The following is a 20,755-nucleotide window of genomic DNA, read 5'->3' on the forward strand; positions in this document are numbered from 1 at the left end:
GTCGACGTGCTCCCGAGCGTGCTCGGAAGGGCGTGACACGTCTCGAAACCAGCTGGGAGGACTGATCGACCGTCATCCACCGGCCCCGACCCGCTTCCGCGGGTCGGGGCCGTGTGCTTTCCTCGGGACATGAGCAGCACGGCCCGCCACTTCGTCGACGCCATCGTCGCCAAGGACCACGACGCGCTGCGGGCGTGCCTGAGCCCCGACGTCGACTTCAAGGGGCTGACCCCGGGCCGGTTCTGGGAGGCGGACTCGCCCGACGGCGTGCTCGAGGTGGTGCTCGGGCACTGGTTCGAGCCCCACGACCGGGTCACCTCGGTGGTCGAGGTCAGCGAGGACGAGGTCGCGGACACGGCGCGGATCAGCTACCGGCTCGACCTCGAGACACCCGGGGGAGCCCACGTGGCCGAGCAGCAGGCGTACTACCGGGAGGGTCCCGAGGGCATCTCGCACCTGCGGATCATGTGCTCCGGGTTCCGGCCCCGGCCGATGCCATGAGCGAGGCGTGGGCCCGGGTCGAGCGGGAGCTGGCGACGCACACGGCCGACGACCGCTTCTCGGGGACCGTGCTGGTGACCCGCGGCGACGAGACGCTGCTCGAGTACGCCGGTGGACTCGCCGAGCGTGGCAACAGGCGGCCGATCGGGCCGGGCACCCGGTTCGCGCTCGCCTCGCTCTCGAAGCCGTTCACGGCCGCGGCCGTGCTGACCTGCGTGGGCCGGGGAGAGCTCGGCGTCCACGACCGGGTCGTCGACGTGCTGCCGCCGGAGCGGCGCCCGCGGACGCTGGACACCGCGGTCACGGTCCACCACCTGCTGACGCACACCTCCGGCATCGGCGACTACGCCGAGGAGGACGAGGACCTGGCGGGCTACGTCGACGACTACGGGGCGCTGTGGCGCGACCTCCCGTCGTACCGGATGGAGCGGACCGACCACTTCCTGCCGCTGTACGCCGACGCGGCGCCGGTCGCGGCCCCAGGGGCGGAGTTCCACTACTCCAACGCGGGCTACGTGCTGCTCGGCGCGGTGCTGGAGGAGGTCACCGGCCGGGAGTTCGTCGACGTGGTGGGCGAGCGGGTGCTCGGCCCCGCGGGCATGTCCGGCGCCGGCTACTTCCGGCTCGACGACCCCGTACCCGACCTGGCCGTGGGCTACCTGCCGTCCGGGCGCACCAACGTCTTCTCCACCCCGGTCGTCGGCGGGGGTGACGGTGGCGCCTTCGCGACCGCCCGTGACCTGGACCGCTTCTTCCGGTCGATCGCGACGGGCTCGCTGCTCGGCGACGAGCTGACCCGCCTGATGCGCACGTCGCACGCGGTGATCGAGGACGGCTGGACGATCGGCTACTCCCTGTTCCTGTCCGCGGGGGCGTTCAGCCACGGTGGCGGCGACCCGGGCGTCGAGACCGGTGCCCGCTACCTCGTCGGGCAGGACGTGGTCATCGTCGTCCTGTGCAACCGCGAGGACGGGCTCGACCCTGCGTGGGACCTGGTCGAGGACGCCCTCGCCCGATGACCGCCGTGCTCGGGGTCGACGGCTGCCCGGCCGGGTGGGTCGGCGCCCTGCTGGTCGGGGGTCGGGTCACGCTGGCCACGGCGCCGACCGTGGCCGAGCTCGTGGACCGGGCGGCCGTGCGGCCGGTCGTGGTCGGGGTGGACATCCCGATCGGGCTGCCCGACGCCGGTCCGCGCCGCGCCGACCTCGCAGCCCGGGCGGTGCTCCCGGTCGGGCGGAAGTCGTCGGTGTTCCCCACCCCCACTCGCGTGGCTGTCGCCGCCCCGACCCATCCCGAGGCCAACGCGGCCCATCGACGGGCGACCGGCACCGGACTCAGCGTGCAGGGGTTCCACCTCTGCGCGAAGATCGCCGAGGTCGACCGTTGGGTGCGGTCCGGGCCCGGCGTCGCCGTGCTGGAGGTGCACCCCGAGGTCAGCTTCACCGAGCTCGGCGCCGACTCGGTCCTGTCCAAGCGCACCGCGGCCGGTGTCGCCACCCGGCGGGAGGCGCTGCGGCGGGCCGGCATCGAGCCGCCGCCCCCGCCGTACGGTCCCGGGGTGGCCCAGGACGACGTGCTGGACGCGTGCGCGGTGGCCTGGACGGCGCGCCGCCACCTCGACGGCCACTCCTACACCCTGCCGGAGGAGCCGGAGGTGTTCTCCGACGGTCTCCCCGCGGCGATCCACGTGTGACCGGACCGGCACTCCGCCGGTGACCGCCGGTCCGCGCGACAATTCGGACCGGCTCCACCCTGCTGCGACAATCGGCTCGTGACGCGCCCCACCAGCACCGACGTGCTCGTCGTCGGCGCCGGCCCCGCCGGGTCGGCCGCCGCGGCCTGGGCGGCGCGGCAGGGCCTCGACACACTACTGGTGGACGCCGCGGTCTTCCCGCGGGACAAGACGTGCGGCGACGGCCTCACCCCGCGCGCCGTCGGCGAGCTGGAGCTGCTGGGCCTCGGCGACTGGCTGCGCGCCCACACGGTGAGCCAGGGGCTGCGCGCCCACGGGTTCGGTCAGACCCTGCTGCTGCCCTGGCCCGGAGGCACCCTCCCCTCGTGGGGCTCCGCCGTCGCGCGCACCGAGCTCGACGACCACCTGCGCACCACCGCGATCAAGGCCGGCTCCGCCGGGCTCGACGGCGCCCGGGCCGTCGACGTACGCCGGGACGGCGACCGGGTCTCCGCCGTGGTGCTGCGTGACGCCGACGGTGACTTCGAGGTCGCCTGCGAGCGGCTGGTCGTGGCCGACGGGGTGCGTTCGCCGCTCGGCAAGAAGCTGGGGCGGGAGTGGCACCGCGACACCGTCTACGCCGTCGCCGGGCGGTGCTACGTCGACTCCACCATGGCCGACGACCCGTGGATCAGCAGCCACCTCGAGCTGCGCGACGAGCAGGGTGACATCCTGTCCGGCTACGGCTGGGTGTTCCCGCTCGGCTCCTCCGACGGCCGCGGCTCGGTCAACCTCGGCGCCGGCACCCTCGCGACGGCGAAACGGCCGGCGGAGGTCGCGATCAAGCCGCTGATGCAGGTGTACGCCGACACCATCCGCGACGACTTCGGCCTCGCCGAGGAGCTGCGGATGCCCACGTCCGCCCTCCTGCCGATGGGCGGCGCGGTGTCCCACGTGGCCGGCCGCAACTGGGCGCTCGTCGGGGACGCGGCGGCGCTGGTCAACCCGCTGAACGGCGAGGGCATCGACTACGGCCTCGAGAGCGGACGGCTGGTCGTCGACACGATGACGTCGTCCGACGACCTGTCGGCCGCGTGGCCGGCGCTGCTGCAGGACCACTACGGCGAGGCGTTCTCGATCGCCCGCCGGCTCGCCGGCCTGGTGACCGTCCCCGGGGTGCTGCGGGCGCTCGGGCCGGCCGGGATGCGCTCGGACTGGCTGATGACCCTCGCGCTGCGCTGGATGGGCAACCTGGTGACCGACGACGACCGGGACCGGGCCGCCCGGGTGTGGCGCTGGGCCGGCCGGCACTCGATCACCCGCGACGCGCGGCCGCCGTTCTCCTGACCCGGGGACCGGCAGGTCAGCGGGCCGCTCGTCGCGTCGTGCGCCCGCCGCGTGCCCTCACCCGGGCCACGCACCGCCGGTGCCGCAGCTGGGAACCTCGGCGAGGTCCCGATCGACGCCGACACGCAGCAGGACCGGGTACCCGCACACGTCCGCGACGTGGCGGTAGCGGTCGGCCAGCAGCCTGCGCAGGGCACCGTCGCGGTCGATGTCCCACGCGTCGAGAGTCGTGACCTGGACGACCCACGTCGGGGCGTCCGGGCCCCGGAGCGTCTGGCGCAGGCGCTGCTGACGCTCATCCAGGGTGCGCATCTGCAGGCTCCACAGGTAGGGGTACGGCGAGGCGAGATCGGCCTGCTCGAGGATCTGCGGGTGGCCGTAGGTGACGACCGCGGTGTCGCCGCCGTGCGAGGAGTGCGCCAGCCACGTCCCGACCTGCTGCGGGGACGAGACCGAGGGCACCAGCGCGTAGACGGCCACCGTGCCCGCCGTCGCGACGGCCGCCGAGGCGACCGACGCCCGGGCCAGCACCCTCATCCGGCGCGCAGCACGGCCGCCCTCGGCGATCACCACACCCGCACCCAGGGCGATGCCGGGAACGAGCTGCTGCAGGTAGTGCGGCCAGTAACTCCCGCCGAGGAGGACGCCGAGGACGCCGCAGCCGAGCAGGGCGACCAGTGCCCACTGCTCCGGGTCCGGGCCCCCACGTCGGTGGCGCAGCCAGCGCACCCACACCCATGCGATGGGAAGCATGGCGCTCACCGTCGCGAGGACGACGAGGGTCACGGCCCGCCGGGCCGGGGCGTGCAGGCTCGACCCGAGGATCGCCTCCAGCGCGGCGCCGCGGAACCCGGCCAGCTCGGAGGCGATCTGGGAGAGGTCGGCGCCCGCCGAGGACAGCCACACGAGGGCGAGGACGTAGGTCGTCGCCAACCCCGCCAGCGCGACGATGCAGGTGGCCGCGGTGCTGGGGGCCGCCTGACGGTCCCGCGCTGACCGGGCCAGCACCAGGACACCCAGGAACACGATGCCGTCGACGAAGTTCTGCTTGACCAGCGTCGCGGAGGCCGCCAGCACCCCGGCGCCGAACGTCCAGGCCAGCGCCGACCGGGTGGCCGTCGCCCGACCCGCCCGCAGGGCGAGGAGGACGCTCCCGGCCACGAACGCCACGGCGAACAGCTCCCCGTCCGCCTGGTCGCTCGCCAGCGCAGGCGAGCAGAGGAGCGCCCCGGCGACGACTCCGGACCAGACCGCAGCGACGTGGCCGCCGATCAGTCGACCCGAGGCGGCCACGGCCAGGACGGCCGCCACGACGACCGGCACGGCGATGAGGCGGATGGCGGCGTCGCTGTCCCACAGAGCGGCCCATCGGAAGAAGAGCATCAGGAGGGGTGGACGGTCGACGTGGTAGTCGCCGTACAGGAACTCACCCGAGCCGGGGGCCCAGTGCCGCGCGATCAGGAGGTATCCACCCTCGTCGGGGCGCAGGGGAAGGCCGGCGTGCACCAGGCGCGCCAGCACCACCACCGCGATCGTCGTTCCCAGGAGCCGGCGGAGGCGCCGTGGGCCCGGACCGTCGTACCCCCGGCGTGGCGTACGGCCCGCCCGGTGCTCCGACACCACCGGGCGGCACCCGTCGTGCTGCTGCAGGTCCACGCCTCACCCCCGTGAGCAGCCCGGCCCGGTCACACGCCCAGGCGAGGAGGGGTGGCGACCGGGGAATCGGACGTCGTCCGCAGCCGGGACAGGACGAAGCCGTAGGTGGCGAGGATGACCAGGAGGTGCAGCCCGTAGACCAGGGGCTGGGTGCCCTCGGGGAGGAGGACGCCGAAGACGTAGTGGTCGAGGAAGGACCCCTCGTACGGCGTTCCTCCCGATCGCGCCACCAGGAACTTCTCCGCACGCGTCAACGGGCACCCGCCCTGGAAGGCGACGATTCCCACGCCCCACGCGACCGCGAGCGGGTGGATCCACAGCCATCGTCGGTGTCGGAGAACCAGGAGGGCGCCGAGCATCTGGAACACCAGGTAGGCGACGTGGACCAGGACCACACCCGCTGCGGCGACCGTCACGATGCCGCACCCCCTTCACCAGCGGACCCGCCCGGGGGCGGCCACCGTCAGCAGTCCAGTGCCAGCACTCTCGATTCTACGGCTCCTCCCCGGGACGCGCCCACGATCGTCGCCGCACGGCGTCCGCCGCTCGGGCCCCGGGGTCGGCGAGAATGCGCGGGTGCTGGAGGACGGGTACTACCGCGCGACCGTCGCGCTCGGCGGCCTCGTCCTCCGGGCCCTCGGGCTGCGCCTCCACCTGGAGGGGCTGGAGCGCCTGCCGGCCGAGGGCCCGGTGATCCTGGCGTCGACGCACGCGGCCTACCCCGACTTCATGGTCCTGGCGGCCGCCGGGTGGGAGCGCGGGCGCTGCGTCCGGTTCCTCACCCGCCACGACGTCTGGAACGTCCCCGGCGTCCGACGCGCGATGACCGGCATGCGCCACGTCCCGGTCGACCGCGCCGCACCCGCGGGGGCGTACCTGCACGCACGTCGGCTGCTCCGCGAGGGCGAGGCCGTCGGGATCTTCCCCGAGGCCGGGATCTCCCACTCCTACACCGTGCGCGCGCTGATGCCGGGTGCAGTCGCCCTGGCCCGCGAGACCGGGGTGCCGGTCGTGCCGGTCAGCCAGTGGGGCATCCAGCGTGTCTGGAGCGTCCGCCGACCGGGCGGCCCGAGGCCGCGTCCCAGCCTGCGGAGCGGCCGACCCGTCGACCTCGTGCTCGGCGAGCCGTTCCACGTCCCGCCGGACGCCGACGTGGCCGAGTGGACCGCGCGGCTCGGTCAGACCCTCACAGGGCTGCTGGAGGGACTGCAGCGACGACCGCACCTGCGGCCGGCGCCCGGGGAGTACGCGCCGTGGTACCCGGCCCACCTCGGCGGGCACGCTCCCGACCGGCGTGAGGCGGTCGAGCTGGACGTGATGCCGCGGTCGGCGATCGGTCCGACCTGGGGGCCGCCGCTGCCACCGGAAGCCGTGGGTCCGGTCTAGGTTGGTGGGCGTCATGGCGAGCACACCGAAGCGACAGCGCGTGGCGGCGTACGCCGTCATCGTCCGGGACGACGCGATCCTGCTCAGCAGGCTGTCGCCGCTGGTCACCCGCGAGCAGCTGTGGACGCTGCCGGGCGGCGGGCTCGACCACGGCGAGGACCCGCGCGACGCCGTCGTCCGCGAGGTCCACGAGGAGACCGGCCTGCGCGCCGACGTGAGTGACACCGCCCGGGTCTACTCCGCCCACATGCCCCAGGCGTGGCGGGCCGGCCAACGGGTCAACGCCCACGCCGTCCGGATCGTGTACGACGGCTGGGTGGCGCCGGGCTCGCCGGAGCCGCGGGTGCTGGAGGTCGACGGGTCGACGATCGAGGCGGCGTGGCAGCCGCTGGCCGACGTGGTCTCCGGCGACCTCCCGGTGACGCCGCTGGTGATCGAGGCGCTGGCCGACCACGTGCCGTTCCAGCGACAGCGCGTGGCGGCGTACGCCCTGGTGATGCGGGCCGCGGCGGGTGACGCCGGCGAGGTCCTGCTGACCCGGCTCTCGGAGACCGCGGCCCACCCGGGGCTGTGGACCCTCCCGGGTGGCGGCATCGCCCACGGCGAGCGGCCGGCAGTGGCCCTGGAGCGGGAGGTCGCCGAGGAGTGCGGGATCCCGTGCGAGGTCGGCGAGCTCCTCGACGTGCACGACTGGCACTTCTCCGGCACCGCCCCGAGCGGTCGGTGGGAGGACTTCCACGGCGTGCACCTCATCTTCGCCGCCCGGGTCGACGAGGGCGCCGAGCCTCGGGTCGTCGAGACCGGAGGCACCACCGACGCGGTCGCCTGGGTGCCGGTCGCCGACGTGGTCGCGGGCGAGGTGCCCGTGCTCGACATGGTCACCCACGTCCTCGGGACCACAGGAGCCGGCCGATGACCGAGACCGTCTTCACCTACGGCGCGCCGGGCCTGAAGTTCGGCAGCGGCGCCTCGGCCGAGATCGGGCACGACCTCGCCGCCAGCGGCGCCCGACGGGTGCTGCTGGTGACCGACCCCGGCGTCGCGGCCACGGGTCACCCCACCCGGATCGCGGAGCAGGTCGCCGCCGCGGGCCCCGAGGTGACGACGTACGCCGAGGCGCGGGTCGAGCCGACCGACGAGTCGCTGCGCGAGGCGATCGGCTTCGCGCGCGACACGGGGCCCTTCGACGCGATCGTCGCCGTCGGCGGTGGGTCGGCCATCGACACCGCCAAGGCGGTCAACCTGCTCACCACCAACCCGGGCGAGCTGCTGGACTACGTGAACCCGCCCGTGGGCGGCGGGCGGGCACCGAGCGAGCCGCTGCTGCCGCTGGTCGCCTGCCCGACCACGACGGGCACCGGCGCCGAGAGCACCACCGTGTGCGTCCTCGACGTGCTCGAGCAGCACGTCAAGACCGGCATCAGCCACCCGCGGCTGCGGCCCACCAGCGCCGTCGTCGATCCCGAGCTCACCTTCAGCCAGCCCGCGATGGTGACGGCGGCCGCCGGGATGGACGTGCTGTGCCACGCGCTCGAGAGCTACACGGCGCGCTGGTACGCCGACTTCCCGGCCAAGCAGCCCGGGGAGCGGGTGCCCTACTGCGGGGCGAACCCGATCGCGGACCTGTGGGCCGAGAAGGCGATGTCGCTGCTCTCGACCGCGTTCCGGACGGCGGTGCACGACGGCAGCGACCGCGACGCGCGGCAGCAGATGGCGATGGCCGCCACCTTCGCCGGCCTCGGCTTCGGCAACGCCGGGGTCCACGTGCCCCACGCCAACGCCTACCCGATCGCCGGCCGGGTGCGCGACTACCGGCCCGAGGGCTACCCCGACGACGAGGCGATCGTGCCCCACGGTATGGCGGTGTCGATGACCGCGCCCGCGGCGTTCGGCTTCACCTTCGAGGCCTCGCCCGAGCGCCACCACCGGGCCGCGCGGCTGCTCGACCCCGACGCGACCGGCGACGGGCCCGACGTGCTGCCCCGGGTGCTGTCGACGCTGATGCGCGACATCGGGCTGCCGAGCGGGCTCGCCGAGATCGGCTACGGCGAGAGCGACGTCGACGACCTGGTGGCCGGGACCCTCCAGCAGCAGCGGCTCCTGGCCACGGCGCCGCGCGAGCCCACGGCCGAGGACCTGGCCGCCGTCTTCCGCGGCTCCATGGCGAACTGGTGAGCGCCGGGCCGCGTCCTAGACTCGTGGGGTGAATCCCCGCCACCGACGCCTGGTCATCCCCCTGGCGCTCGGCGGCCTGCTCCTGGTGGTCGTGGTCGCGGCGGTGTGGCGGTGAACCTGGACGAGGCGCTCGACCGGGTCGGGACGCTCCTGCTCGACCACGACGGACTGGTGCGCGCCATCGGGTCGGGTCGGCGCAAGGGACACGACCGGCCCGCCTGGCGGAGGGTCGAGCTGCGCTACGTCGACCTGCGGGAGGGGCGCCACCTCCAGGTCACGTCGTACGACGAGACCCAGGCCCACACCGCCAACCACCCGGTCGGCGAGAGCGCCGCCGAGGCGGTGTCCGACCTGCTCGACGTGCCGTTCGGGAACTGGCACGTCGACACCACCGACGAGACCGTTCAGGTGCGGGTCACCAAGAAGGGCGACGGCCTGGTGCACGCCGCCCCGCGGGAGCAGGCGGTCGAGGTCGACCGCGACCACGACCGCGACAAGGCCCGGTTGCTGCCCGCCGACGACCCCGTCCTGGTCGCGCTCGGCATCAGCGACCGGCAGGGCCGGGTCAAGCCGACCCGGCAGGCGAAGTACCGCCAGGTGGAGGAGTTCCTGAGGGTCCTCGACGCGGCGGTGCGCGAGGCGGTCGAGGCCGGTCACCTCCGTTCCCCGACCGCCGACGACCCGCTCCGTGTCGTCGACCTCGGCTGCGGCAACGCCTACCTGACCCTGGCCGCCCACCGGTTCCTGACCGAGGTGCGCGGCCTCCCCGTGCGGCTCACCGGCGTCGACGTGCGCGAGCAGTCGCGGCGCCACAATGACGACGTCGCCCGCGGGCTCGGCATCGACGCCGACTTCGTCGCCGGCACCATCTCCGACGCCGAGCTCGAGCAGCCGCCCGACGTCGTGCTCGCCCTCCACGCCTGCGACACGGCGACCGACGACGCCCTGGTCCGCGCGGTCCGGTGGGGCTCGCCGCTGGTGCTGGCGGCCCCGTGCTGCCACCACGACGTGGCCGCCCAGCTGCGCCGGGCCGCTCCGCCCGCGCCGTACGCGTCCCTGGTCCGGCACGGCATCCTGCGCGAGCGGTTCGCCGACACCCTCACCGACGCCCTGCGGGCCTCGCTGCTGCGGCTCGAGGGCTACCGGGTCGAGGTCATCGAGTTCGTGGAGAGCGCGCACACCCCGCGCAACACGCTGCTGCGTGCCGTCCGCACCGGCGACACCGGTGGCCCCGCGCTGCGCAGCGAGTACGCCGACCTGGTGGCGGCGTGGGACGTGACGCCGCGGCTCGGAGAGCTGCTGGGCGACCGTGGGACTGGCTGAGGCGGGCGTCGCCCTCGCGGTGGCGCTCCCGTTCGGCCTCGGCCTCACCGCGGCGGCGCCCGACGACGACGCACCGGTGCTGCGCTTCGCCGACCCCGAGATCGTGGAGTCGAGCGGACTCGTCGCCCGCGACGGCCTGCTCCAGACCGTCAACGACTCCGGCGACGAGGCGCGCGTCTTCACCGTCGACCGGAGCGGACGCACCGTGGGGGTCACGCGGTGGGCGGCCGCGCCCGTCGACGTCGAGGCGCTCGCGCCGGGGCCGCCCGGCAGGGTCTGGGTGGGGGACATCGGCGACAACGCGGAGGAGCGCGACGGCGTCGTGGTCACCTCGGTCCCGGTCGGACGTGGCGAGGTGTCCGGCACGGTGGAGAGCTACCGACTCGCCTACCCCGACGGCGCCACCGACGCGGAGACGCTGCTGGCCCACCCCCGCACCGGCCGGCTGTACGTGGTCACGAAAGGTGTGCTGGGCGGGGAGGTGCTCGCCGCGCCCCGGGAGCTGGATGCCGAGGGGGTCAACCGGTTGCGTCCGGTCGGCCGTTCGCTGGCGCTGGCGACCGACGGCGCGTTCCTCCCCGACGGCCGGCACGTGGTGCTGCGCGACTACGGCCGGGCCGTCGTCTACCGCTTCCCGTCGTTCACCGAGGTGAGCGAGGTGCCGCTGCCACCGCAGCGGCAGGGCGAGGGACTCGCGGTCGACGACCGCGGTCGGCTGCTGGTGAGCTCGGAGGGACCCCGGGCCCCGGTGTACGCCGTCGACCTGCCACCACGTGTGGCGCCTGCGACCGCCGCCGAGGACGAGGCCGGGGACCGGACGCCGTCGGCCTCCCCGTCGCCCGAGCCGCTCCCCGAGCCCGCTCCCGACCCGGCCTCCTCCGCGCGCCCGGACGTCAGGTCGTGGCTGATCGGCGCCGGCATCCTGGTCGCGATGGTCGTCGTGCTGCTGCGGTCGCTGCGGCCCCGCTGAGCCGCCGGCTGCCTACCACGGGGTGAGGTCCGGCCGGTCGGCACCGACGTACGATCCCCGGCATGCCGCGGCTGCGACACACCTCCCCCGACCAGCCGGGCTGGACCCGACGCCGGGCCGGGAGGGGATTCGTCTACCTCGACGCCGAGGGCCTGCGGCTGGCCGACGTCGACGTCGCGCGCTGCAAGAAGCTGGTGATCCCGCCGGCGTGGGAGGAGGTGTGGATCTGCCCGGCCGACAACGGGCACCTGCAGGCGGTCGGGACCGACGACGCGGGGCGGCGGCAGTACCTCTACCACCCCGAGTGGCGCACCATGCGCGACACCGAGAAGCACGAACGGGTGCTCGCCTTCGGCAAGGTGCTCTCGCGGGCCCGCGAACAGATCCTGGTCGACCTCGGCACGGCCGGCATGACCCTGGAGCGGGCGTGCGCGACCGCCGTACGGCTGCTCGACCTCGGGTACTTCCGGATCGGGAACGACGTCTACGCCGACAAGCACGGCAGCTTCGGGCTCACCACCCTGCGGCGCGAGCACGTCCGGAGGGTGGGGGAGACCCTGGTGTTCTGCTTCGTCGGCAAGTCGGGCATCGAGCACAGCATCACCATCGACGACCCGCACGCCCTCGAGGCGCTGGAGGCGATGCGGCGGCGCCGCGGCGGCGAGCAGCTGCTCGCCTGGAAGGACGGGCGCCGGTGGAGCGACCTGCACGCCACGCACGTCAACGACTACCTGCGCGAGCGAACGGGGGAGGAGTACAGCGCCAAGGACTTCCGGACCTGGCACGCCACCGTCATCGCGGCCGCCGCGCTGGCCGAGTCCGACGAGCCGGGCACGACCAAGGCGTCCCGCAAGCGCGCGATCTCGGCGACGATGAAGGAGGTCGCGGACTTCCTCGGCAACACGCCGACGCTGGCCCGCACGTCGTACGTCGACCCGAGGGTGGTCGACGCCTACGAGGAGGGCCGCACCATCGCCGCGGCCGCCCGGCGCCGGCACCGGACCGCCGACGAGCGGCAGGCCGCCCTGGAGCGGGCGGTGCTCCGGCTGCTGCGCTGACTACCGTGGGGCCATGGAGCTCACGGTCGTGCAGGGGGACATCACCCAGCAGCAGGTCGACGCGGTCGTCAACGCCGCCAACCGGGCGATGCGCGGCGGTGGCGGGGTGGACGGGGCGATCCACCGGGCGGGTGGTCCAACAGTGCTCGACGACTGCATCCGGCGCTTCCCCGACGGCCTCGCGACCGGCGACGCCGGGTGGACGACAGGAGGCGACCTGGCCGCGCAGTGGGTGATCCACGTCGTCGGCCCGAACTACTCCGCCGGCGAGCGCGACCGCTCGCTGCTCACCTCCTGCTACGCCCGCGCCCTCGCGGTCGCCGACCACGTCGGCGCCCGGACGATCGCCTTCCCGCTGATCAGCGCGGGCATCTTCGGGTGGCCCAAGGACGACGCCGTCGACGCCGCGGTCGAGACCCTCCGGACCACCCGCACCGAGGTCACCCTCACCCGGCTGGTCGCCCTCGACCGGGCCACCCACGACCAGATCGCCGCCCGCCTGGAGCGGTAGTCCAGTGGCGAGTGGCCCCTGCGGCCAGCGTGCCGGGGGCCATTTGCCACTGAACTACCGCGAGTTGTTCACAGGTGCTCGACGACGAAGTCGATGCAGCCGGTGAGGGCCTCGACGTCGGAGGGGTCGATGGCGGGGTACATCGCGATCCGGAGCTGGTTGCGGCCGAGCTTGCGGTAGGGCTCGGTGTCGACGATGCCGTTGGCGCGCAGCGTCTTCGCGACCAGCGCCGCGTCGATCGACTCGTCGAGGTCGATGGTGCCGATGACCAGCGAGCGGAGGTCCGGGTCGGCGACGTACGGCGTGGTCCACGAGGTGCGCTCGGCCCAGCCGTACAGCGCGGCCGAGGCCGCCGTCGTCCGCTCGACCATCCCCTTGAGGCCACCCTGGCCGTTCATCCAGTCCAGCTGCTCGGCCATCAGGAAGAGCGTGGCGACCGACGGGGTGTTGTAGGTCTGGTTCTTGGCGGAGTTGTCGATGGCGGTCGGCAGGTCGAAGAACGGCGGCACGTAGCGGTCGGTCGCCGCGATCTCCTCGACCCGGGCCAGCGCGCGGGGCGACAGGATCGCCACCCACAGCCCGCCGTCGGAGGCGAAGCACTTCTGCGGCGCGAAGTAGTAGGCGTCCACCTCGGTCAGGTCGACCGGCAGACCGCCGGCGCCGGACGTCGCGTCGACCAGCACCAGCGCGTCGTCGGCGGTCCCGGCCGGTCGTACGACGGGCGCCATCACCGCCGTCGAGGTCTCGTTGTGCGCCCACGCGTAGGCGTCGACGTCGTCCTCGGCGACCGGGGCGGGCAGTGACCCTGGGTCGCTGCTGATCACCGAGGGCTCGGCCAGCCACGGCGCCTTGCTGGCCGACGTCGCGAACTTCGCGGAGAACTCGCCGAAGGACAGGTGCTGGCTCTTGTCGCGGATCAACCCGAAGCACGCGACGTCCCAGAAGGCGGTCGCGCCCCCGTTGCCCAGCACGACCTCGTGGCCGGCGGGCAGCGAGAACAGCTCGGCGAGGCCCGCCCGGACACGGCCCACCGTGTCCTTGACCGGCGCCTGCCGGTGCGAGGTGCCCATCAGCGAGGAACCGGTGGCCGCCAGCGCGTCGAGGTGGCCGGTCTGGATCTTCGACGGGCCGGCGCCGAAGCGGCCGTCGGCGGGCTTGAGGTGGTCGGGGATCTGGAGGGCGTCGGTCATGGGCAACCTTTCGGTGGTGCGTGGTCTCGTGCCTGACGACGCTGTCAGCACTCCTATTCTGGCACCCGTGCTGCGGATCGAGCGTGTCGGCTTCGGCCACCCGGACGCGCTGCTGCTCATCGAGGAGGTCCAGGAGGAGTACGTCGCGCGCTACGGCGGCCGCGACGACACCCCGCTCGACCCGCTGATGTTCGAGCCGCCGGCGGGCAGCTTCTACGTCGGCTACCTCGATGACCGGCCCGTGACGTCGGGCGCGTGGCGCCGTCGGGGTGACGTGGAGGCGTTCGGCACCGTCGACACCGCCGAGGTCAAGCGGATGTACGTCGTGTCCTCGGCGCGCGGCCGCGGGCTGGCGCGGGCGATGCTCGCCCACCTGGAGCTCACCGCCCACGAGGCCGGAGCGCGGGCGATGGTGCTCGAGACCGGCCTGGCGCAACCGGAGGCGATCGCGCTGTACGAGTCCTCCGGCTACACCCGGATCCCGAGCTTCGGCCACTACCGGTGGTCGCCCCAGAACCGGTGCTTCGCCAAGCCGCTCGCCGCGACCGGGTGACAGCACGGCCGAGCCGACCTACCCTCGACGGAGCCCCGACCCCCCCCGGAGAGGCCTTATGTCCCCCCACCCCCGCGGGCGGCTGCTCGTCGCTGCCGTCACTGCCGCTGTCCTCGTCCTGTTCACCGCCCCCGCCGCGTACGCGATCGACGACTACGCGGAGTACCAGCCCGGTACCCGGTGCGCCCCCAAGGCCAAGCCCGGCACCAAGGTGCTGGGCCGCTGGATCGTCCGCACGCAGGGCGGGAGCTTCGGCCACATCTCCCGTCCCTGCAGCCGGAGCACCTCCGAGCACGAGGAGGGCCGTGCCTTCGACTGGACCCTGGACGCCACCCGCCCGAAGCACCGGCGGATCGCCGCGCGCTTCCTCACGCGGGTGCGCGCGACCGACCAGGCCGGGAACACCGACGCCAAGGCGCGGCGGATGGGGATCATGTACATCATCTGGAACGACCACATCTACCGCTCGTACGACCGGCGCGAGTTCGCCGAGAAGAACTACCTGAGCTCCTCCTGCCGGCGGAAGAGGAACTGCTCCAAGACGTTGCGGCACCGCGACCACATGCACATCTCGCTGAGCCGCGCCGGTGCCCGCGGCCGCACCAGCTGGTACGACGGCCGGGTGGACTAGCAAGCGCTCAGCCCGTCGGAGCCGCGGCCGCGAAGTCGGCCTCGACGATCGCCCGGTCCTCGGGGTCGGCGACCTCGACCGCGCGGGCCGCGCGCCACGCGGCCCCGGCCTCGTCGGTCCGGCCCAGGGCGGACAGGGCGCGCGCCCGCGCCTCGTGCGCGTAGGCGAGGTCGAAGTCGGCGATCCCGTGCGCCAGGCAGGCGGCGAGCGCCCGGTCGGCGGCGACCAGCGCCCGGTCGGGCTGACCGGTCGCGCCGAGCGCCCGGGAGACCAGGTAGTCGGCCCGGACGGCGTTGGCCGGCAGGGAGCCCTCCGCCCGCTCCCAGTGGTACGCCGCCGCGTAGGCCAGCCGCAGCAGCTCCTCGTCGGCGGTGGGGTCGCGCTCCCCGTCGAGCAGCCGGAAGGCGGCGTGGGTGGCCTCGACGCCCTGGCGCCGGTGCCAGTCGCCCTCGGCGGGCGCGGCAGCGTCCTCGGGCTCGACGGTGATCCGGGGCAGCGTGCGGCCGGTCTCGAGCACGGTCTTGAGCGCGTCGAGCACCCACACCCAGCCGTCCTTGACGTTGGCCCAGGTGAGTGGGCTGAAGGCGAGGCCGCCGTGCACCAGCCGCACCCGGGTCAGCCGGTCGCCCACCTGCTCGATCGTCCACTCCACCCGGCTCGGCGGCTCCGCGGCCAGCTCGGCGTCGTAGAGCACGTGCCAGGTCTGCACGAACCGGCCCGGCCGCCCGTCTGTCGGCGGCGTCATCTCCTCGATGACACCGTCGATCGCGTCGCCGCCGTCGGCCTTCACGGTCCGGTAGCGGGCGCCCGGCGTCGGGCCCTCGGCGTACGACGTGCCGTGGAAGTAGCGCTTCTTCCACTGCGACCGGGTGATCGCGGCCCAGACCTGGTCGGCGTCCGCGTTGATGTGGATCTGGTAGACGTGCGCGGTGAGGCTCATGACGCGGGTCCTTCGGCGGTCTCGGGCGGGTTCTCGACGTGTTCCTGCAGGTCGACCAGGGCGGAGGTGAAGCGGGCGGCGTACTTGCTGATCCAGCGGTTGGCGACCTGCTCGATCGGGACCGGGTTGAGGAACAGCCGCTTGCTGCGGCCCTCCCTCGCGGTGAGGACCAGCTCGGCCTCGCTGAGCACGGCCAGGTGCTTCATCACGCCGAACCGGCTCATCCGGTCGTCGAACGCCGCGCACACCTCGCCCACGGTCTGACCGTCGCGGGCGAACAGCAGGTCGAGGACCTCCCGCCGGGTGGGGTCGGCGAGCGCCCGGAAGACGGCGTCCTGGGAGTCCACGGGGCAACATTATGTGACCGTATGGTCACATGTCAAGTGTCAACCCGAGGTTGACAACCTTCGTCGGCGATGACCAGCATGGCGGGCATGGGGAACCGGATCATGTCCACGCTCGCCGTCGCCGCCGGAGTGACCCTCGCCGTCGGTCTGCTCTCGGCCGACGGCTGGCCGCCGTACGTCATCGGGGCGGTGCTGGCCATGGCCCTCTGGGTGATCATCTCCGCCGGAGACGCGGTATCCCGCCCGATGGTGGGGGTGTCCACCTACGCGGTGGCCGCCGTGGTGTCGGTGGCGCTCGGCTACGTGCTCTTCCTGGTCGGCGGCGCGGACAACGGGTCGTGGTGGGCCCCGGGGTTCATCATCGCCGGCCTGCTCGCGCCGTACGGGCGCAAGGCGGCCGCGAGTGCCGGCCGTGGTGACGGCTGACGACCCCGAGGAGCCCCTCGGCGGCGTCCGCGACGCGGCCCGGCGAGTGGAGTCTGCCCGCGAGGACCTGCGACTCGCGGTCGAGGCCGCGCGGACCGCGGGCCACTCCTGGGCCGAGGTGGGGCGGGTGCTGGGCACCAGTCGGCAGGCGGCGTTCAAGCGGTTCGGGACCGCGACCGACCCGAGGACGGGGGAGCAGGTGGGACGACGGACACCAGAAGGCGCGGTGACGGTCGCGGAGCGGGTGTGGCGGATGGTCGACGGCGGGGACTACGACGGGCTGCGCGAGCTGCTCCACGACTCGGCCGCCGGCGCCCTCGACCGGGAGACCGTGCTCGGCACGTGGGCCCGGGTCGTCGCGGACGGCGGCCGGCTCGAGGCCGTGCGCGAGGTCGTCGTGCAGCTGCCGGACGGCTCGGCCGCACCGCTCGACGAGCCGGTGAGCGGCACCGTCGTGGTCTCCTCGACCCTCGCCTGCGAGGCGGCCGACTGGCACGGCCGGGTCGCGGTCGACGGCGACGGTCGGGTCACCGGACTGCTGGTCGTGCCGCCGGGGACCACCGACCTGCCGTTCTGAGCGGTCGGGGCCCCTTGTCAGCCCACGACCAGGTAGCGCTCGTCGTCGGTCACGCCGCCCCAGAACACCGGCTCGGGCATCGGCCGCAGCGTCCCGGTGCGCCCGGTGGCCTCCAGGAGGGCCAGCGTCTCACCGGCGGAGAGTCCTCCACCGGTGTGCCAGCGCCCCTCCACCAGCACCAGTCGTCCGCCGGGGGCGAGCAGCGCGACCCACCGCGCCAGGGCGGCCGCCGGGTCGGGGAGTGCCCACAGCACGTGCCGGCACAGCACCACGTCGTACGACGCGGGCGGCAAGGGCGGCGCCGCGGCGTCACCGACGTGGAACTCGGCCACCCCGCCGGCCTTCACCCGCGCCCGCTCGACCATCGCGGGGGAGAAGTCGACGCCGGTGACCGTGTGTCCCTCCTCGGCCAGCAGCAGCGAGAGGGTGCCGGTGCCGCACCCGAGGTCGGCCACGCGGCAGGGGGGCGGCGGCAGCGCGCCGATGAGCAGCTCGCGCCACGCCGCCCGGCAGGCGGGGTCGGCCAGCCCGTGGTCGGGCTCCTCGTCGAAGGTCCCGGCCTCGGCGTCCCACGTCTCCACATCGCCCACGGCACGAGCCAACCACGGCGCCTGGGCCGGGCTACGGTGGGGCGATGATCAACGCCCTGCACACCCTCGTCTACGCCGACGACCCCGACGCGGCCCGCGCGTTCTTCCGCGACGTGCTGCAGCTGCCGGGCGTCGACACGGGCGGGGGCTGGCTGATCTTCCGCACCGGTCCGAGCGAGCTCGGCGTCCATCCCGCGTCGTGGGAGGGGGAGGGCGGCGGCTCCGAGCGCACCAGCCAGGCCTTCGACGTCTCGCTCCTGTGCGACGACCTCGCCGCGACCATGGCCGAGCTGGGCGAGCGGGGTGCCGAGTTCGAGGGTGCGGTGCAGGAGGAGCCGTGGGGCAGCACCGTCCGGATCCGGGTTCCCGGGGCGAGGTCGATGATGCTCTACCAGCCGAAGTACCGTCCGCCGGCCTTCGAGGACGAGCCCGAGCCGATGTGGTGAGCCGTTCGTCCTCGTACCCGACACCCGTGCTGTGGAAAGGCCGATCGACCACGCAGATGTCGGGGTACGACGAGGTCAGCCGGAGCCGCCGAGCCACTCCTCGCGGGTGATCTCGTAGCGGACCTCGCCGAGCTCGGCGCCGGGGAGCGGGTCGTCCCACTCCTCGACGTCGGTCCGGACGTGGGTCATCCCGAGCCGGGTCATCACACCCCGCGACCCGGCGTTCACCGCCATCGTGGTCGCCCAGACGTACGGCAGCCCGAGGGTGCCGAACGCGTGGTCGAGCAGCGCGCGGGAGCCCTCCGTCGCCAGCCCACGACCCCAGGCTTCGCGCCGGAGCCGGTAGCCGAGCTCGGCGGTGTCGCGGTCGGCGTCGTCGACGGCGAGGGTCCACCAGCCGACGAACGTGCCGCCCTCGAAGCCCGCCCAGTAGCCGATCCCCCGTGGTGGGCCGTCCGGCCGGAGCCGGCGCGGCAGGTGGTCGGTGACCACCTCCTCGCGGGTCAGGGCCCGGCCGAAGATGAACCGCAGCACCTCGGGGTCGGCGTCGAGCCCGACCAGCAGGTCGGTGTGGGTGTCGGTGAGCGGCTCGAGCCGCAGCCGCTCGGTCGCCAGGGTCGGTCGCCGGTCCGTGGTCAGCCCGCCCACTCCTCCGACCAGCCCGCCACCTCGGCGGCGGCCCGCACGACCGGGCCGGTGTAGATCGCGGAGGGACGGATCAGCCGCCCGGTCTGCTTCTGCTCCAGGATGTGGGCCGACCAGCCGCCGGTCCGGGCGCAGGTGAACATCGAGGTGAACATCGAGGCCGGCACCCGGGCGAAGTCGAGGACGATCGCAGCCCAGAACTCCACGTTGGTCTCGAGCACCCGGTCCGGTCGCCGCTCCCGCAGCTCGGCCAGAGCCGCCTGCTCCAGCTCCTGGGCCACCTCGTAGCGCGGGGCGCCGAGCTCCTGCGCCGTACGCCGCAGCACGCGGGCGCGCGGGTCCTCGGCCCGGTAGACCCGGTGCCCGAACCCCATCAGCCGCTGCCCGTCGTCGAGCAGCTCCCTGACGTAGGTCCGTGCGTCGTCGCGCTGCTCGACCTGCTCGATCATGCCCAGCACCCGGGACGGTGCGCCGCCGTGGAGGGGCCCGCTCATCGCGCCGATCGCACCGGAGAACGCCGCCGCGACGTCGGCCCCGGTCGAGGTGATCACCCGTGCGGTGAACGTGGAGGCGTTCATGCCGTGCTCGGCCGCCGAGGACCAGTAGGCGTCGATCGCCTTCACGTGGGCCGGGTCGGCCTCACCGCGCCACCGGATCAGGAACCGTTCGGCGAGGGTGCGGCCCCGGTCGACCTCGCGCTGCGGGACCAGCGGGATGCCGATGCCGCGGGCACTCTGGGCGGCGTACGACAGCACCATCACCGCCACCCGCGACAGGTCGAGCCGCGCCTGGTCGTCGCTGATGTCGTAGGTCTGGCCCATGCCGAGCATCGGCGCCAGCATCGCGACGCTGGCCTGCACGTCGGCCCGGACGTCGCCCGTGTGGATCGCGATGTTGTAGGGCTCCGCCGGCGGCAGGCCTGGCGTGTAGGAGCCGTCGACCAGCAGTCCCCAGACGTTCTCGAACGGGACCCGACCGGCCAGCTCCTCGATGTCGACGCCGCGGTAGCGCAGCGCCGATCCCTCCCGGTCCGGCTCGGCGATCCGGGACTCGAACGCCACCACGCCCTCGAGGCCGTGGTGGACCTGCGGCTGCTCGCTCATGCCTCCCCTTCCGGTCGACCCGAGCGCATTCTGCCCGCCGACTAACCTCGGCGCCATGGATGACCTGGCCGCGCTGCGTCGCGAGTACGCCGACGCCGGCCTGCACGAGGCCGACCTCGCCGACGACCCGTTCACCATGTTCGACCGATGGTTCGCCGACGCCCGGCAGGCCGGGCTCTACGAGCCGAACGCGATGGTCGTCGCCACGGTCTCGGCCGACGGCAGCCCTGCGGCGCGGATGGTGCTGCTGAAGGGGATCTCCCCGCGCGGCTTCGTGTTCTTCACCAACCTCGCCTCGCGCAAGGGCGTCGAGCTCGCCGGCAACGAGCGCTGCGCGCTGCTGTTCCCGTGGCACCCGCTCGAGCGCCAGGTCAGGGTCGACGGGGTGGCCTCGGCACTCTCGCGCGAGGAGGTCGCGGCCTACTTCGCGACCCGGCCGCGGGGCGCCCAGCTCGGCGCCCACGCCTCCCACCAGTCGCGCCCGGTCGCCGACCGCGCCGAGCTGATGGCGGCGTACGACGAGGTCAGTGTGCGGTTCGAGGGTCGCGACGTGCCGGTCCCGGACGAGTGGGGCGGCTACCTCGTCGTGCCCGAGGCCGTGGAGTACTGGCAGGGCCGACCGGGCCGGATGCACGACCGGCTGGTCTACCGGCGCGAGCCCATCGGGTGGCGGGTCGAGCGGCTCGCCCCCTGACCGCGTCGGAAATC

The 20,755-nt window shown here is 74.1% G+C and carries 25 protein-coding genes; 17 read left to right on the forward strand and 8 right to left on the reverse strand.

What is annotated here, in order from left to right:
* Positions 1 to 129 precede the first annotated feature (129 nt).
* The 4 genes from ACQ1X7_RS02240 to ACQ1X7_RS02255 all read left to right on the forward strand — a co-directional run bounded on the left by ACQ1X7_RS02240 (position 130) and on the right by ACQ1X7_RS02255 (position 3,520).
* On the forward strand, positions 130 to 501 hold the full coding sequence (locus tag ACQ1X7_RS02240; protein WP_432476515.1) for a hypothetical protein: 372 nt from the start codon (positions 130 to 132) through the stop codon (positions 499 to 501).
* Positions 498 to 1,520, forward strand: a complete 1,023-nt coding sequence (locus tag ACQ1X7_RS02245) for a serine hydrolase domain-containing protein (RefSeq protein ID WP_432476516.1) — start codon at positions 498 to 500, stop codon at positions 1,518 to 1,520. The genes ACQ1X7_RS02240 and ACQ1X7_RS02245 overlap by 4 nt, the downstream gene beginning before the upstream one ends.
* Positions 1,517 to 2,194, forward strand: coding sequence for a DUF429 domain-containing protein (locus ACQ1X7_RS02250; protein WP_432476517.1), 678 nt, complete (start codon positions 1,517 to 1,519; stop codon positions 2,192 to 2,194). The genes ACQ1X7_RS02245 and ACQ1X7_RS02250 overlap by 4 nt, the downstream gene beginning before the upstream one ends.
* A gap of 78 nt (positions 2,195 to 2,272) precedes the next feature.
* Positions 2,273 to 3,520 (forward strand): geranylgeranyl reductase family protein, encoded by a 1,248-nt coding sequence (locus tag ACQ1X7_RS02255; protein ID WP_432476518.1) that lies wholly within the window; start codon positions 2,273 to 2,275, stop codon positions 3,518 to 3,520.
* Positions 3,521 to 3,577: 57 nt separating this feature from the next.
* Here the strand turns inward: ACQ1X7_RS02255 and ACQ1X7_RS02260 are convergent, their stop codons facing one another.
* Complete coding sequence (locus ACQ1X7_RS02260) at positions 3,578 to 5,176, reverse strand: hypothetical protein (RefSeq protein ID WP_432476519.1); 1,599 nt, start codon at positions 5,174 to 5,176, stop codon at positions 3,578 to 3,580.
* Between the two features lie 29 nt (positions 5,177 to 5,205).
* Positions 5,206 to 5,592, reverse strand: coding sequence for a DUF2784 domain-containing protein (locus tag ACQ1X7_RS02265; protein ID WP_432476520.1), 387 nt, complete (start codon positions 5,590 to 5,592; stop codon positions 5,206 to 5,208).
* A 160-nt stretch (positions 5,593 to 5,752) separates the two neighbouring features.
* Between ACQ1X7_RS02265 and ACQ1X7_RS02270 the strand changes: the two genes are divergently transcribed.
* The 7 genes from ACQ1X7_RS02270 (at position 5,753) to ACQ1X7_RS02300 (ending at position 12,599) form a co-directional block, all read left to right on the forward strand.
* Positions 5,753 to 6,562, forward strand: coding sequence for a lysophospholipid acyltransferase family protein (locus tag ACQ1X7_RS02270; RefSeq protein WP_432476521.1), 810 nt, complete (start codon positions 5,753 to 5,755; stop codon positions 6,560 to 6,562).
* A 13-nt stretch (positions 6,563 to 6,575) separates the two neighbouring features.
* Positions 6,576 to 7,478 (forward strand): NUDIX domain-containing protein, encoded by a 903-nt coding sequence (locus ACQ1X7_RS02275; protein WP_432476522.1) that lies wholly within the window; start codon positions 6,576 to 6,578, stop codon positions 7,476 to 7,478.
* Entirely contained in the window at positions 7,475 to 8,737 is a 1,263-nt protein-coding gene (locus ACQ1X7_RS02280; protein ID WP_432476523.1) for a hydroxyacid-oxoacid transhydrogenase, read from the forward strand. The genes ACQ1X7_RS02275 and ACQ1X7_RS02280 overlap by 4 nt, the downstream gene beginning before the upstream one ends.
* A 111-nt stretch (positions 8,738 to 8,848) precedes the next feature.
* Positions 8,849 to 10,060, forward strand: a complete 1,212-nt coding sequence (locus tag ACQ1X7_RS02285; RefSeq protein ID WP_432476524.1) for a class I SAM-dependent methyltransferase — start codon at positions 8,849 to 8,851, stop codon at positions 10,058 to 10,060.
* Positions 10,047 to 11,030: a hypothetical protein gene (locus ACQ1X7_RS02290; protein WP_432476525.1), complete on the forward strand. Its 984-nt coding sequence runs from the start codon at positions 10,047 to 10,049 to the stop codon at positions 11,028 to 11,030. Before ACQ1X7_RS02285 ends, ACQ1X7_RS02290 begins: the two co-directional genes overlap by 14 nt.
* 62 nt (positions 11,031 to 11,092) lie before the next feature.
* On the forward strand, positions 11,093 to 12,088 hold the full coding sequence (locus ACQ1X7_RS02295; RefSeq protein WP_432476526.1) for a DNA topoisomerase IB: 996 nt from the start codon (positions 11,093 to 11,095) through the stop codon (positions 12,086 to 12,088).
* Positions 12,089 to 12,101: 13 nt separating this feature from the next.
* On the forward strand, positions 12,102 to 12,599 hold the full coding sequence (locus tag ACQ1X7_RS02300; protein ID WP_432476527.1) for an O-acetyl-ADP-ribose deacetylase: 498 nt from the start codon (positions 12,102 to 12,104) through the stop codon (positions 12,597 to 12,599).
* Positions 12,600 to 12,667: 68 nt separating this feature from the next.
* Here the strand turns inward: ACQ1X7_RS02300 and serC are convergent, their stop codons facing one another.
* Positions 12,668 to 13,789 carry a phosphoserine transaminase gene (gene serC / locus ACQ1X7_RS02305; protein ID WP_432476528.1) on the reverse strand — a complete coding sequence of 374 codons (1,122 nt, stop codon included), beginning with the start codon at positions 13,787 to 13,789 and terminating at the stop codon, positions 12,668 to 12,670.
* A gap of 67 nt (positions 13,790 to 13,856) precedes the next feature.
* Here serC and ACQ1X7_RS02310 point away from each other — a divergent pair, with 67 nt between their 5' ends.
* Together ACQ1X7_RS02310 and ACQ1X7_RS02315 are read left to right on the forward strand one after the other, a co-directional pair.
* Positions 13,857 to 14,342, forward strand: a complete 486-nt coding sequence (locus ACQ1X7_RS02310; RefSeq protein ID WP_432476529.1) for a GNAT family N-acetyltransferase — start codon at positions 13,857 to 13,859, stop codon at positions 14,340 to 14,342.
* A 58-nt stretch (positions 14,343 to 14,400) separates the two neighbouring features.
* The gene (locus ACQ1X7_RS02315) at positions 14,401 to 14,973 is read left to right on the forward strand and encodes a hypothetical protein (protein ID WP_432476530.1); all 573 of its coding nucleotides are present in this window, start codon (positions 14,401 to 14,403) and stop codon (positions 14,971 to 14,973) included.
* A 7-nt stretch (positions 14,974 to 14,980) separates the two neighbouring features.
* Here the strand turns inward: ACQ1X7_RS02315 and ACQ1X7_RS02320 are convergent, their stop codons facing one another.
* Together ACQ1X7_RS02320 and ACQ1X7_RS02325 are read right to left on the reverse strand one after the other, a co-directional pair.
* A complete protein-coding gene (locus ACQ1X7_RS02320) occupies positions 14,981 to 15,913 on the reverse strand; it encodes an SRPBCC domain-containing protein (protein WP_432476531.1) in 933 nt (310 codons plus the stop codon).
* Complete coding sequence (locus tag ACQ1X7_RS02325; RefSeq protein ID WP_432476532.1) at positions 15,910 to 16,260, reverse strand: ArsR/SmtB family transcription factor; 351 nt, start codon at positions 16,258 to 16,260, stop codon at positions 15,910 to 15,912. The genes ACQ1X7_RS02320 and ACQ1X7_RS02325 overlap by 4 nt, the downstream gene beginning before the upstream one ends.
* 87 nt (positions 16,261 to 16,347) lie before the next feature.
* Here ACQ1X7_RS02325 and ACQ1X7_RS02330 point away from each other — a divergent pair, with 87 nt between their 5' ends.
* Together ACQ1X7_RS02330 and ACQ1X7_RS02335 are read left to right on the forward strand one after the other, a co-directional pair.
* A complete protein-coding gene (locus tag ACQ1X7_RS02330; protein ID WP_432476533.1) occupies positions 16,348 to 16,686 on the forward strand; it encodes a hypothetical protein in 339 nt (112 codons plus the stop codon).
* Positions 16,673 to 17,263: a hypothetical protein gene (locus ACQ1X7_RS02335; RefSeq protein WP_432476534.1), complete on the forward strand. Its 591-nt coding sequence runs from the start codon at positions 16,673 to 16,675 to the stop codon at positions 17,261 to 17,263. The genes ACQ1X7_RS02330 and ACQ1X7_RS02335 overlap by 14 nt, the downstream gene beginning before the upstream one ends.
* 17 nt (positions 17,264 to 17,280) lie before the next feature.
* Here the strand turns inward: ACQ1X7_RS02335 and ACQ1X7_RS02340 are convergent, their stop codons facing one another.
* Positions 17,281 to 17,853, reverse strand: a complete 573-nt coding sequence (locus ACQ1X7_RS02340; protein ID WP_432476535.1) for a class I SAM-dependent methyltransferase — start codon at positions 17,851 to 17,853, stop codon at positions 17,281 to 17,283.
* Positions 17,854 to 17,897: 44 nt separating this feature from the next.
* Here ACQ1X7_RS02340 and ACQ1X7_RS02345 point away from each other — a divergent pair, with 44 nt between their 5' ends.
* A complete protein-coding gene (locus tag ACQ1X7_RS02345; RefSeq protein ID WP_432476536.1) occupies positions 17,898 to 18,299 on the forward strand; it encodes a VOC family protein in 402 nt (133 codons plus the stop codon).
* A gap of 75 nt (positions 18,300 to 18,374) precedes the next feature.
* Here ACQ1X7_RS02345 and ACQ1X7_RS02350 read toward each other — a convergent pair whose 3' ends face one another.
* Together ACQ1X7_RS02350 and ACQ1X7_RS02355 are read right to left on the reverse strand one after the other, a co-directional pair.
* Complete coding sequence (locus tag ACQ1X7_RS02350) at positions 18,375 to 18,947, reverse strand: GNAT family N-acetyltransferase (RefSeq protein ID WP_432476537.1); 573 nt, start codon at positions 18,945 to 18,947, stop codon at positions 18,375 to 18,377.
* Entirely contained in the window at positions 18,935 to 20,047 is a 1,113-nt protein-coding gene (locus ACQ1X7_RS02355) for a citrate synthase 2 (protein ID WP_432476538.1), read from the reverse strand. The genes ACQ1X7_RS02350 and ACQ1X7_RS02355 overlap by 13 nt, the downstream gene beginning before the upstream one ends.
* Positions 20,048 to 20,102: 55 nt before the next feature.
* Here ACQ1X7_RS02355 and pdxH point away from each other — a divergent pair, with 55 nt between their 5' ends.
* Positions 20,103 to 20,741 (forward strand): pyridoxamine 5'-phosphate oxidase, encoded by a 639-nt coding sequence (gene pdxH, locus ACQ1X7_RS02360; protein ID WP_432476539.1) that lies wholly within the window; start codon positions 20,103 to 20,105, stop codon positions 20,739 to 20,741.
* The last annotated feature ends 14 nt before the right edge of the window (positions 20,742 to 20,755 follow it).

Origin of the sequence: Nocardioides sp. GXQ0305, assembly GCF_050880345.1 — a bacterium.
Taxonomy (GTDB): Bacteria; Actinomycetota; Actinomycetes; order Propionibacteriales; family Nocardioidaceae; genus Nocardioides.

Coding starts and splice junctions, on each gene's coding strand:
- ACQ1X7_RS02240 (WP_432476515.1), top strand. CDS start 130: ATGAGCAGCACGGCCCGCCACTTCGTCGACGCCATCGTCGCCAAGGAC.
- ACQ1X7_RS02245 (WP_432476516.1), top strand. CDS start 498: ATGAGCGAGGCGTGGGCCCGGGTCGAGCGGGAGCTGGCGACGCACACG.
- ACQ1X7_RS02250 (WP_432476517.1), top strand. CDS start 1,517: ATGACCGCCGTGCTCGGGGTCGACGGCTGCCCGGCCGGGTGGGTCGGC.
- ACQ1X7_RS02275 (WP_432476522.1), top strand. CDS start 6,576: ATGGCGAGCACACCGAAGCGACAGCGCGTGGCGGCGTACGCCGTCATC.
- ACQ1X7_RS02280 (WP_432476523.1), top strand. CDS start 7,475: ATGACCGAGACCGTCTTCACCTACGGCGCGCCGGGCCTGAAGTTCGGC.
- ACQ1X7_RS02295 (WP_432476526.1), top strand. CDS start 11,093: ATGCCGCGGCTGCGACACACCTCCCCCGACCAGCCGGGCTGGACCCGA.
- ACQ1X7_RS02300 (WP_432476527.1), top strand. CDS start 12,102: ATGGAGCTCACGGTCGTGCAGGGGGACATCACCCAGCAGCAGGTCGAC.
- serC (WP_432476528.1), bottom strand. CDS start 13,789: ATGACCGACGCCCTCCAGATCCCCGACCACCTCAAGCCCGCCGACGGC.
- ACQ1X7_RS02315 (WP_432476530.1), top strand. CDS start 14,401: ATGTCCCCCCACCCCCGCGGGCGGCTGCTCGTCGCTGCCGTCACTGCC.
- ACQ1X7_RS02320 (WP_432476531.1), bottom strand. CDS start 15,913: ATGAGCCTCACCGCGCACGTCTACCAGATCCACATCAACGCGGACGCC.
- ACQ1X7_RS02330 (WP_432476533.1), top strand. CDS start 16,348: ATGGGGAACCGGATCATGTCCACGCTCGCCGTCGCCGCCGGAGTGACC.
- ACQ1X7_RS02345 (WP_432476536.1), top strand. CDS start 17,898: ATGATCAACGCCCTGCACACCCTCGTCTACGCCGACGACCCCGACGCG.
- ACQ1X7_RS02355 (WP_432476538.1), bottom strand. CDS start 20,047: ATGAGCGAGCAGCCGCAGGTCCACCACGGCCTCGAGGGCGTGGTGGCG.
- pdxH (WP_432476539.1), top strand. CDS start 20,103: ATGGATGACCTGGCCGCGCTGCGTCGCGAGTACGCCGACGCCGGCCTG.